Origin of the sequence: Bacillus halotolerans (assembly GCF_004006435.1) — a bacterium.
Lineage (GTDB): Bacteria > Bacillota > Bacilli > Bacillales > Bacillaceae > Bacillus > Bacillus halotolerans.
Genome location: NZ_CP029364.1, coordinates 2673212 through 2685095, shown reverse-complemented (window position 1 = coordinate 2685095; position 11884 = coordinate 2673212). Strand labels below are relative to the sequence as shown.

At 43.1% G+C, this 11884-nt stretch carries 12 protein-coding genes; 1 reads left to right on the top strand and 11 read right to left on the bottom strand.

Annotated features, from left to right (window positions below; translation table 11 throughout):
• The first annotated feature begins 102 nt into the window (after positions 1-102).
• Positions 103-312 (top strand): hypothetical protein, encoded by a 210-nt coding sequence (locus tag DIC78_RS13700; protein ID WP_010331995.1) that lies wholly within the window; start codon positions 103-105, stop codon positions 310-312.
• Between the two features lie 35 nt (positions 313-347).
• On the opposite strand, the gene DIC78_RS13695 is transcribed toward DIC78_RS13700, so the two are convergent.
• The 11 genes from DIC78_RS13695 to DIC78_RS13645 all read right to left on the bottom strand — a co-directional run bounded on the left by DIC78_RS13695 (position 348) and on the right by DIC78_RS13645 (position 11875).
• Positions 348-1103: an arylamine N-acetyltransferase family protein gene (locus tag DIC78_RS13695; protein ID WP_127696447.1), complete on the bottom strand. Its 756-nt coding sequence runs from the start codon at positions 1101-1103 to the stop codon at positions 348-350.
• A gap of 10 nt (positions 1104-1113) precedes the next feature.
• The gene (locus DIC78_RS13690; RefSeq protein WP_010331997.1) at positions 1114-1371 is read right to left on the bottom strand and encodes an HPr family phosphocarrier protein; all 258 of its coding nucleotides are present in this window, start codon (positions 1369-1371) and stop codon (positions 1114-1116) included.
• 23 nt (positions 1372-1394) lie between these two features.
• On the bottom strand, positions 1395-2345 hold the full coding sequence (whiA, locus tag DIC78_RS13685; RefSeq protein ID WP_024122966.1) for a DNA-binding protein WhiA: 951 nt from the start codon (positions 2343-2345) through the stop codon (positions 1395-1397).
• A 22-nt stretch (positions 2346-2367) separates the two neighbouring features.
• Positions 2368-3321, bottom strand: a complete 954-nt coding sequence (gene mgfK / locus DIC78_RS13680) for a gluconeogenesis morphogenetic factor (protein ID WP_105954130.1) — start codon at positions 3319-3321, stop codon at positions 2368-2370.
• A gap of 1 nt (position 3322) precedes the next feature.
• Complete coding sequence (gene rapZ, locus DIC78_RS13675) at positions 3323-4210, bottom strand: RNase adapter RapZ (RefSeq protein ID WP_059334990.1); 888 nt, start codon at positions 4208-4210, stop codon at positions 3323-3325.
• A 24-nt stretch (positions 4211-4234) separates the two neighbouring features.
• Positions 4235-4711: an 8-oxo-dGTP diphosphatase gene (locus tag DIC78_RS13670; RefSeq protein WP_081638370.1), complete on the bottom strand. Its 477-nt coding sequence runs from the start codon at positions 4709-4711 to the stop codon at positions 4235-4237.
• A gap of 318 nt (positions 4712-5029) precedes the next feature.
• Positions 5030-5980: a thioredoxin-disulfide reductase gene (gene trxB, locus DIC78_RS13665; RefSeq protein WP_024122970.1), complete on the bottom strand. Its 951-nt coding sequence runs from the start codon at positions 5978-5980 to the stop codon at positions 5030-5032.
• A 217-nt stretch (positions 5981-6197) separates the two neighbouring features.
• Positions 6198-7610: a peptidoglycan DL-endopeptidase CwlO gene (cwlO, locus tag DIC78_RS13660; RefSeq protein ID WP_101859896.1), complete on the bottom strand. Its 1413-nt coding sequence runs from the start codon at positions 7608-7610 to the stop codon at positions 6198-6200.
• Between the two features lie 381 nt (positions 7611-7991).
• Positions 7992-9446, bottom strand: coding sequence for a tetratricopeptide repeat protein (locus DIC78_RS13655; RefSeq protein ID WP_059334993.1), 1455 nt, complete (start codon positions 9444-9446; stop codon positions 7992-7994).
• Positions 9447-9573: 127 nt separating this feature from the next.
• Positions 9574-11337: an ABC transporter ATP-binding protein gene (locus DIC78_RS13650; RefSeq protein ID WP_106019617.1), complete on the bottom strand. Its 1764-nt coding sequence runs from the start codon at positions 11335-11337 to the stop codon at positions 9574-9576.
• Positions 11338-11515: 178 nt separating this feature from the next.
• Entirely contained in the window at positions 11516-11875 is a 360-nt protein-coding gene (locus DIC78_RS13645) for a hypothetical protein (protein ID WP_106019618.1), read from the bottom strand.
• Positions 11876-11884 lie beyond the last annotated feature (9 nt).

Sequence of the window (11884 nt, the reverse complement as noted above, 5' to 3'; positions counted from 1 at the left end):
CCAAAATTCATTATAGCATGTGGGGGATAGTAAATCGGTCTTTTTCTATTCGTTATGGTAGAATGAAAAAAGGGAAAAATTTCTTAATAAGTAGGTGTCATTATGAAGATAATCATGCTACTTGTAACCATTACGTCAACTCTTTCAGCATGCCAGCCGAACTATACCGGGGAATACATAGAAATTGGAGATTCACTGACTGAATACGAAAAAGAGTGCTTTAAAGAGAATCACATTCCTTATCAATATGAAAAAGGGAAACTGTATATCCCGGAAGATGCATTTGATGTAGTAATCAATACTTGTTCATAAGAAAAAGCTTGCAGTATGTCTGCAAGCTTTTCACATTACAAAAAATAAGTGTTTAATTTCTCTTCAAACTCTGAAGAGGCGATGTCACTTTTTTGGCCTTCTCCGCCGTTTTCATGAATCGTAAAATGGCGGTCTGACATGACCATCCGCCCGTTCGGTGTCAACTTTGAGGCGAGCAGTGATTTGTTAAAAGGAGATTTTTCATGAGAATGAATCAGGTCCTTCATGTCATCTAAATCACCGGGATCCCTCTCTTCAAGGGTAAAGGCATAACCGATTTTCCAGCCTTCTCCTTTGTCCATCAACAGAAGATGGGTGCCCATTTCCGTCGCTTTTTCCTTGATTCGGAATGCTCCCACAGGAGATTGTACCGTTTCTCCGGAAAGCGGTATCGGCTCCAGCGCCAGGTTGATGCCAAATCCAATATCAACAATGTAATCTCCCTTTTCTGCCGACAGCCATACAGCAGCATGGGTTCCTTCTAATGCCCACTCTTCTTGCTTTCCTGCATAAACTGTTCCGCGGATGAGCTTCACATGAAAACCGGCATCGCGTAAAACGTAGTAAAGAAAACCATTCAGGTCGTAGCATAGTCCCCCATGCTGCTCTTTGATCAGACGGCGCCAAAGCTCCTCTTTGGTTACCTTATAATTCTCTTTTGCAAGAACTGCCCGGTTTTCAAAAGGGTATCGGTACGCCATCGCTTTTAGAAAAAGGGGAAGATCGTCGAAGCTGACATGATCCTTCTTCCAGCCGATTTTCTTAAAACAGTCTTTCAGAAAATCATTCATTTTGCATCACCTAAACTTCCTCTTGAACATACGCCGAAAGCTTTTCCAGCGCCTCTTGTTCATCTTCTCCCTCGGCAATCAATATGACTTCTGTGCCTGTGCTTACTGCAAGGCTCATCAGCCCCATGATGCTTTTCGCATTTACTTTTTTCCCATCCTTCTCAAGAAACACATCTGACGTAAACCGGTTTGCTTCTTGTACAAACAAAGCAGCAGGACGCGCCTGCAGTCCTGTCTTTAATCGAACTTCCACTTTCTGCTGAACCATAAGATCTCCCCTTTTCTTTACGGTTATTTTAAAGTGACGGTTTGCCCTGTCCGCAGCTGTTCTGCGATTTCGTCAAGTTTTCTCAGCCTGTGATTGATCCCTGATTTGCTGATTTTTCCGCTCGCTACCATTTCCCCCAGCTCTTTCAGCGTCACTTCCTGGTAATCAATCCGCAGCTGCGCGATTTCCCGAAGTTTTTCAGGAAGCGCCTCCAAGCCGATTCTTTCATCGATGTATTTAATATTTTCTACCTGTCTGAGCGAAGCCCCGATGGTTTTGTTTAAGTTGGCTGTTTCACAATTGACAAGGCGATTAACCGAATTTCTCATGTCTCTGACGATTCTGACATCCTCAAAACGCAGCAGCGAATTATGTGCGCCGATTACGTTCAGAAATTCAGTAATCTTTTCTGCCTCTTTTAAGTAAGTGATATAGCCTTTTTTCCGTTCGAGCGTTTTGCTGTTTAAATGAAACTCATTTAACAGGTCGCATAATGAATCGTTATGCTCTTTATAGAGAGAAAAAATTTCTAAATGATACGAGGAGGTTTCCGGATTATTGACTGAACCTCCCGCCAAAAATGCCCCTCTCATGTAAGAACGCTTGCAGCATCTCTTTTTGACAAGCTCTTTTGAAATATTTCGCTCAAACACAAAATTCTCGCCGAGTATTTTTAAATCCTCTAAGATGAACTTTGCATTCTCTGAAAAACGCACAATATAGACGTTATTCTTTTTCAGCCGCATTTTCTTTCTGACCAGCAGCTCAACCGACACATCATATTGTCTTTTCAGCAATGTATAGATGCGGCGGGCAATCGCTGCATTTTCAGTTTGAACATCAAGTACGAGATGGCGGTTAGCAAATGATAAAGATCCATTCATTCGGATAAGTGCAGACAGCTCTGCCTTAATGCAGCAGTCCTTCACTTCCAGGTTCGTTAATTCTTTTTTTGTTTCCGATGCAAATGACATATAGCCACCTCATTTCAAGGCTTCATTCTTTCAGTAAATCGACAAGAAGAGAAGCCACTTTATGTGTATCGTGACGAATTACGTCATTTTTATGTGTTACGATTTGATCTCTGATAACTTCAAGACCCATCGCTTTCAGCTCTTCGATATCAAAATCAACAGGACGCGCCGATTCTACTGCGTACTTACGTTTTATTTCGTCAGGAATGTCTTCACTGTTAACAAGTATGGTATCGATAAAGCCGCAGCCCATATGCTGATTGAGCGCTTTCACATGATCGGCAGCGGTATAATGCAGCGTTTCTCCGGGCTGTGTCATCACGTTGCAGATATACACTTTTTTCGCCGGCGCCTTGATCACTTCTTCTCCAATTTTCGGGACGAGCAAATTAGGAAGAATACTGGTATAAAGGCTTCCCGGTCCGATAATAATCAGATCCGCTTCCCTGATCACGTCTATCGTTTCCGGCAGCGGATCAATGTTTTCAGGCGTCAGAAAAACGCGCTTAATACGCTGGCCGTACTCCGGAATAGTGGACTCGCCTGAGACCACGCGGCCGTCCTCCATTTCGGCATGCAGAACAACACTGGCATTGGCTGCCGGCAACACCTTTCCTCTTACATTCAGCACCTTGCTCATTTCTGTGACAGCGTGAAAAAAATCACCGGTTATATTCGTCATCGCTGCCAAAATTAAATTTCCGAGTGAATGACCCGTTAAGTCGTTCCCTTTATTAAAACGGTGCTGAAAGAGATCTTCAACTAGCGGCTCCACATCGGATAAAGCGGCAAGTACATTTCTGATGTCTCCTGGTGGCGGGATTTGCAGTTCGTTCCGCAGCCGCCCCGAGCTACCTCCGTCATCAGCAACTGTGACAATCGCCGTAATATCAACGGGTTTATGCTTTAAGCCCCGAAGCAATACAGAAAGGCCTGTGCCGCCGCCAAAGATTGCGATTTTCGGTTTTTGTCCCATCTTATTTCCGGCTTCTCTTTTCAATGTCCCGGTGAGTAACATGAGTATAGTAATCCTTTTTGAAATAGTCAGCTAAATACTCGGCAAGTGTCACAGAGCGGTGCTGGCCCCCTGTGCAGCCGATCGCAATGACGAGCTGGCTCTTTCCTTCTCTTTTGTAGGACGGCAGCATGAAGCTGAGTAAATCGATTAATTTTTCATTGAACTTTTGTGTTTCATTCCACTTCATGACGTAAGAGGATACCTCTTCATCTTTTCCGGTCAGCGGCCTCATGCTTTCGATATAATATGGATTCGGCAAAAATCTGACATCAAAGACGAGATCGGCATCAATCGGAATACCGTATTTAAAACCAAATGACATGACATTAACCGTAAATGTCTCTCCTTGGTTTGTCGCAAAATGCTTTACAATTTTCTCGCGCAGATCGCGCGGCTTCATGTCTGATGTATCATAAATCATTTGAGAGCGGCCTTTTAATTCCTCAAGCAGCTCACGTTCCAGCGCGATGCCTTCGAGCGGAAGACCAGTCACTGCCAGCGGATGCGAACGTCTCGTTTCTTTATATCTTGTCACGAGAATCGAATCCTTCGCGTCTAAAAATAAAATTCGCGGTGTAATCCACGGATTTTCCGCCATTTCATCCAGCGCCTCAATCAGCCGGTCAAAAAATTCACGGCCGCGCAAATCCATAACAAGCGCGACCTTGCTCATTTTCGAATTTGATTCCTTCATCAGCTCTAAAAACTTCGGAAGCAATGAAGGCGGCAGATTATCGACGCAGAAATAGCCGAGATCCTCAAAGCTTTGAATCGCAACGGTTTTTCCCGCTCCCGACATACCGGTAATAATGACAAGCTGAATATCATGTGATTCACTAACACTCATCTTTCTCCCCCCTGACTTGTCTTTCTATTTGATGTGCTGCGGATCTAAACGATAACTGAGCAGCTCAAACTCCGGTGTATACGTAAATGTGCCGTGCAGCAGCCCTTGTCCCTTCATCATAAAGTCGAGGATATGGCCGTCTCCCGGGGCCATAGGCAGGTTTTGAATATCCTTCACATTGTGCCACTGCAAAATGCCTTCTTCTGATTCAGACACATTTTCTCCCGTATAGGAATCAGCAACAAACGTAAACATCATCCACTCAGACACAATGTGGTCACCGTCTTTAATAATAAAGGTAAAAACGCCTTTTAGCTGGGGATTTATGATATAGATACCAGTCTCTTCTCTGAATTCTCTGATGACGGAATCCCTGACTGATTCTCCGCTCTCCATCTTGCCTCCCGGCGCGACCCACCAGCCGCGTCTTGGCTTTTGAAGAAGAAGAACTTTGTCATCCGCCTTGAGAACACAATTTGTCACTCTTTGCAAGTACGTCACCTAACCTTCTCGTCCTGTCATCGTCTCTTTATTATACCGTTTCAAGATGCCTCTCACAATGAAGAGACATTGACAATCTTTTCTTCTATTTTACAGCATATTCTTTCCCGCGTTCAGATGATTTTATTGTGAAAGGAAATTGTCTTTTATTTTTGGACAAAAAAAGGACACGGATAACTGGAGAATCCGTGCCAAAAGTGTATTCATTATAAAAAGGGGGTCAATTACTTTATTAATCATAACCGATAAGTTTTACACAACTGTTACAGCGGAATTAAAACCCAGTAACGTTATGTGAAACTCGTATGACAGCCCTTTTTATTTTAAGGTTTTCAGCGTTTCCTGGAGCTCTTCGACATAATGCTGTACGCTTTGTGCCGCAATACTTCCGTCTCCTGTAGCCGTTACGATTTGGCGCAATGATTTTTCGCGAATGTCTCCGGCTGCGAAAATCCCTTCAACCTTTGTTTCCATTCGGTCATTAGTTTCGATGTAGCCTTCTTCATTTGTGATGCCAAGGTTTTCAAACGGTTTAGACAGAGGAAGCATACCGATATAAATGAATACGCCGTCTGTTGTGAATTCACTTTCTTCACCAGTTACCGTATCCACAAGCGTCACTTTGCCGACTTTGCCGTTTTCCTCATGAATTTCCTTCACGGTTTTATTCCATAAGAAATCTACTTTTTCATTATCAAACGCTCTCGCTTGGAGAATGCTTTGCGCACGGAGTTTGTCACGTCTGTGTACAATCGTTACTTTTGAAGCGAAACGTGTTAAGTACACGCCTTCTTCAACCGCTGAGTCTCCTCCGCCGATAACAACCAGCTCTTTGCCTTTAAAGAAAGCGCCGTCACATACTGCACAATACGAAACACCGCGGCCGCCCAATTCTTTTTCGCCAGGCACGCCGATTTTTTTATACTCTGCACCTGCGGCGATGATAACAGCACGTGCTTTATATTCTTTTGAACCGGCTTTCACAACTTTGTACTCTTTGCCGTCCACAATTTCTTTAATATCGCCATAAGCGTATTCCGCGCCGAATTTCTTCGCGTGTTCAAACATTTTGTTGGAAAGCTCAGGTCCGAGGATGCTTTCGAAACCAGGATAGTTCTCCACATCTTCCGTGTTTGCCATTTGTCCGCCCGGAATTCCTCTTTCAATCATTAATGTCGATAAGTTTGCTCTAGATGTGTATACAGCGGCCGTCATCCCAGCAGGACCCGCGCCGATAATAATCACGTCATATATTTTTTCTTCTGACACACTCATTCACTCCTTAAAACGTCTTTTCGAGTTGGGCTCTTCCTTATATGATAAGAATCCCCATCAAACGTATTCCTTACCCATATCCTATAAAATCTCATGGTGATACGCCATTTTTTTGCTCATTTTTTTCGAAACGCGATTAAATGTATTTCAAAAGGGTATGTATTTAATAAAGAAAGAGCCTTCTGTCCATAGAAGGCCCTTGTCTTATTTATTATTGAACAACACGTCTTACAACGCCTTTAAATGCTTTTTTCCAGTACACGTTGTTCATAGAGTCAACAGATACACCATGAGATGTATTGTCGTTAAGGAACGTACCGTTTCCTAAGTAGATTCCAACGTGACCATTTGTTTTGTATGTGTCAAAGAAAACTAAGTCTCCGCGTTTCATGTCTGACGCGCTTACAGCTTGTCCTCTTCCAACTAAAGTATCAGTCGTTGTTCCGCCGACAGGTCCAAGGTTGACACCTGCAGAAGCGTAAGCCCAGCGAACGAATGATGAGCAGTCAAAAATACGGTTGTTGATATCAGACTGAGAGCGTCCGCCGCCAAACTTGTACGGAGATTGTCCGACAATGCTTGAACCAACGCTGATCGCGCCTTCAATTCCGCCTGAGTTGCTGATGACAGTGCCGCCTGAGTTATTGCTTGAGCTGCTGCTCTTCTTAGAAGATGAGCCGTTAGACGAACTGTTAGATGAACCCTTAGAAGAGTTGTCTGAAGAATCATCATCAGATGAGCTTGCTTTTGCTGTTTCAGTTGTAGCCGTTTGGCTGTCATCTGTTTGTGTTTCATCAGATGCTTTTTGTGCTTCTTCCTGCTTTTTGATCAGGGCAGCCGCAGCTTCTTGTTGTTTTTTGATACGCGCTTGTTCTTCTTCAGTATCTGCTTTTTGGTTTGCAAGGTCAGCTGCTTCTGATTTTAATTCAGAAATCGCGTCAGCTGTTTTCTTCTGGCTGTCCTTTGCTTCGTCGAAAAGCTTGTCTTTTTCATCAAGCTGTTTATCAAGATCTTTTTGCATTGTTTCTAATTTAGCCAGTGCAGCTTGTACTTCTTTCAGCTTATCATTCAGATCTGCTTCAGAGTCTTCAAGCTTCGCTTTATCCTGCTCTTGCTGCTTGATTAAATCTTTGTCTGCATCCACAATAGATGAAACCGCAGTTGCACGTGAGATAAAATCACCAAAGCTCGTTGATCCTAAAAGTACATCTATGTATCCTTGAGATCCGCCGCTTTCCTGTAAAGAACGAACGCGTTTTTTCAGGATTTCGTTGCGTTTTTCGATGCGTGCTTCTGTTTCTTTAATCTCTTTTTTCAGTTTTTTGATTTCTTCTTTTGTTTTATCGTTTTCTTCTTTTTTATCATCGATTTTGTTGCTTGTATCGAGCGCCTTAGCGTTAATGTCTTTCAGTTCTTTTTCAATCTTTGATTGGTTTTCCTGAAGCTCAGTTAATTCTTTTTCCTTCGCTTCAATGCTGGAAGCAACCTCAGATTGCTTGCTTTCGATTTTTTGTTTCTTTTCATCTAATGTTTCCGCCGATGCAGTTTTACTTGTAAATGGGATCAAAAAACTGCTTGTCCCGATGACGGAAGCCAAACCAAGTGTCAATAAACTCTTTCTCACTTTTTATATCCTCCCTTTTACTGTGAACCTGTTCTCATTTGGAATTGTATTTTGAACATCAAGTTTCGTTCCTCATACTCTACGAGGAATGATGATTTTTTATGGTTAATTATTCTGTGCATCTCTTAATCTGGGTGTATAGCGTTTATTTCACATCATATGTAAAAAACACTAATTCCTTATGTACGAGAATCATTATACCATCAAGTTTCGACAAATTAGCGATAAATTTTATTACATTTGTGTTTCAAACAGATGTCAGGCTGCACATCATTTGTCATTTTTCTTAAATTGATAAAAAACCTGTCGATATTACTTTCTTAATATACTTCTTAGAATAAAAAGAGAGTTGATTCTGTGAATCAACTCTCAATCAATATACTATTCTAAAATATCATCAATATATTTCATATATTTCGTCAAAGTAGCCGGAGAGATGCCAAATTGGGCTGCCGTATCTTTTTTGGTGTCATGTTTGCCATGGGCTTCTTTCCAAATATAGTAGATAGCCGCAGCCCATCCGCTCACATTTTTCAGCGGCCCCGCTGCGCGGATTTGCTGTATCACATGGAATACCCAGCAGCTCATGACTTCTGTTTTCATCTCATCTTGTTCTGCTTCTTCCAGCAATTTAACCGTTTGATAAGCGAAAAGCGCATCCTCTGACACATCTGCTGCTGCGGAATCTCCGTTTAAGAGCAGCTTAACAAAATGGTTTTCAAAAGGAGCGGTAATGCGCTTCGAGCGTATCACGGCTTCAAGATGCTCCGTTTCACCCTTGGTGCTGCTGATATAATAGGCCGCCAATCGCTGTTCTACTGACGAAGGAAGTACTTCCCGCCGCTCAATCCACGGAGCCGGACGGTCTGCTCCTGGATATTGCGACTCGACTTTTCTCCATACCGTTTCGGCAAATTCTTTATGGTCCGTAAAGTAAGCAGAGCACGAGAGCCAGTAGTAAAATGTGTCGTCTCCTTCAAAACCGCTTTTATATAGTGATCTGAGCCATTTGTACCCGATATCATACCGGCCGACAAGCGACAGAGTGGCACCCAGTTTATAGCGCTGTTCAAATAACATTGGATATACATTTGAAAGCTGATCACTCAGCTCTGCCACCTTTTCATCTTCTCTTTCATAATAGTAGAAAACAAGAAGATTACATAATGCGTGAAGATTTCCTTCATTATGATTCAGCACTTGATAAGCCGTTTGTTTCGCTTTCACAACATTGCCGGAATAAAAGTGGGCAAGGGCGAGATTATTATAAGCGGACCAAAGCTCAGGATATTCGTGTGTGATTTCCTCAAGGGCCGCAACAGCTTCAGCAAGCTGACCGCTTTCAAGCAAGGACTTCGCCCGGTCCTGTTTGATGAGCAATTCATCCTGATCATATAAAGAATCCTCAGGCCCGCCGTCTCCTAAATCAAGCAGTTCAAGCAGACTATCATTCTCTTCGGAAAATTCACCGTCCGGGTCAGCGTCTGAATAAGCAGCAGCTTCTTTATAAGCTTCCTGAAAGAGTCCCAGATGGGCAAAGTTATTTGCTTTAAAATAATGGCATTCCGGCATTTCCGTCTCAAGATTCGCCAAAATATAATCAAGCAAATCGTTTGATTCCTGGTATTGCCCCATCTCAGAATAAATGACCGCAAGCTGCGAAAGCATCTCTGAATCCTTCGGCTCCAAATGAACCGCGCGCTGGATCAGTTTGCTTGCCCGCTTCAGATTGCGTTCTTTATACGCTTTCAAACCTTTATGAAAAAAATAATGTCCATCTTGAAGCAGCTGAACAATTTGTGCGTGATTTTTATGTTCAGAAGTGTGTTTTCCCACAACTACCCTCCGTTTTATACAATATTACCGTCAGTAGTATACCATAAATCGTAAGCCCCTCAATAGTTCAAAAGGAAGGATTGGGAAAATCCCTCCTCTTTTTTTTACTGGCTGAATCGACCAGAATTTACCCGGCTTTGTTTTCTAAATCCGCATTCATTTTAAGCTGCTGTTCAGCAAAATCTCTGTAAAGGTCATGGGAAGCCATTAATTCATGGTGCGTGCCGCGTCCCGTAATTTCCCCTTTTTCAACAAATAATAGCTGATCAGCATCTACAACAGTCGATAAGCGGTGAGCGATAACAATAGTTGTCCGGCCTTCCATCAGCACCTCAAGTGCCTGCTGCACTGATTTTTCAGATTGGCTGTCGAGGCTGGAAGTGGCTTCATCAAGCATCAGGATGCTCGGATCACGGAGAAGCGCCCTGGCAATCGCAATTCTTTGTCTCTGTCCGCCCGACAGCATAATGCCGCGTTCACCCACTTCAGTATCAAGCTGATTCGGCAGCTCCTGTATAAAATTAAGAGCGTATGCCATCTCCGCTGCTTTTTCGATTTCGGCATCCGTTACCTCACGTTCCAGCCCATAACAAATATTGTCTCTGATCGTTCCCGACATTAACGGACTTTCCTGTGACACGTAGCCGATATGCTGACGCCACGATTCGAGCGAATACGTATCCACCGGCTCGTCTCCCAGCCGAATGGTCCCTTCAGTCGGAGAATAGAAACGCTCAAGCAGCTTAAACAGCGTGGTTTTCCCGCCGCCGCTCGGCCCAACAATTGCTGTAACTTTCCCCGCTTCAATCACGGCGCTGATATCCTTCAAGATCAGCTGCTCAGGCTTATAGCCAAAGGACACCTGATCAAGCCGGATAGGCAGATGCGCGTTGTCAATTTGGTTTCCTGTGACGGTATCTTCCTCTTCCTCTGCCAATATCTCAATCATCCGTTCCGTTGCACCGATTGATTTTTGCAGCTGTGTGAAGAACGTTGTAATCTGGCCCATCGGCATTATGATTTGAAACAAATATAAAATAAAAGCCACGAGTGCTCCGGCAGTCAATTCGCCTGATGACACCTGCATACCGCCGTATCCAATAACAGCCACGAGTGCGGCCATTAATACGAGAGAAATAAGCGGCCCAACAAGCGATTGCACCTTCGCTTCACGAACCCCCAGCTGGAATAATGAAGAAATCCCCAGCTTTCCGCGTTTGTATTCGACTTCCTCTGCATTTGAAGCCTTCACAAGCCTGATTTCCGGAAGTATTTGATTGAGCAACCCTGTAAAACGTGCGGTTTCATCTTGAGTTTCCCGAGAAATGGAGAACATCTTCTGGCCGATTGGCACTAAAATCAGCGCCGCTAATGGGACAACTACTAAAACAAGCAGCGTCAGCTTCCAGTTCATAATGAATAAGATGGTGAGTGATCCAATGACCGAAATGATGCCTGTTATAAATCCGCTGATATGGCTGGTGATCAGCTCTTTTACCACCATCGTATCATTCGTGACCCGGCTGACAGTCTCACCGGAAGCGTTAGTATCGAAATAAGATACAGGAAGCTTAATTAATTTCTTCCATAATAAATCCCTTAACCCAGAGATGATTTTTTGCCCGCTATAGTTTAGCGCGTATGTAGCGTAGGCGCTTAAAGCGGCCTGAATAAGAAAAACGAGCGCGATCAGCCCGATTTGCGTGCCGGACAGCGCTGACATGGAAAAACCGTCGACAAGCTGCTTCGTTAATAAAGGAATCAGCAGGCTGACCAGTGTTGTCACAATACTGAGAATCAGCGCAAAAGCGAGCTTTCCATAGGATGGGTTTGTCTGTTTCACTAATGCAAAAAAGGCTTTGAATTTTCTTTTAGGTTGCTGTGTTGACATAGTATTTTTCCTCCTGTTTCAATCCCTTTACGCGGTCAGCAAGGTTGAACGGAATATAATAGGATTATTTTTACTCTTTCTAAATCATAACAATGGAGAGAGACTTTTTCAGTATATTTTTCTTGTACACTGAAAATAAAAATCCCCTATTCATGACTCGAATAGGAGACGTTTCATATTATAGATCCTTTTCAGGCTTCTTTTTTCGATACGTTAAGGTAACCTCTTGCTGTCTCAGGTCTTCAATGATCATCTTGAACCGGTCAACCTTTGCAGTATGCTCTTCTTTTATCGTTTGAAGTGCAGTTTTCTGCTTTTCGCTTTTCGATTCAAGCTCTTCTTTTATTTTTTTGACAATCATTCCTTTTTGCCCTTTGATTTCTTCTTTTAATGCAGACTCAAATTTTTTAGTCAGGCTGAGAATGTCGTTGATGGGTTTATTGAGACTGCTTGCTTTCCCCTTCATTTCGTCATGGGTTAGAAACATATAGGTGGTTGATACAACTTCTGTTTCACTTTCTGAAAATAAGGAAGTCACTCTGTCTAT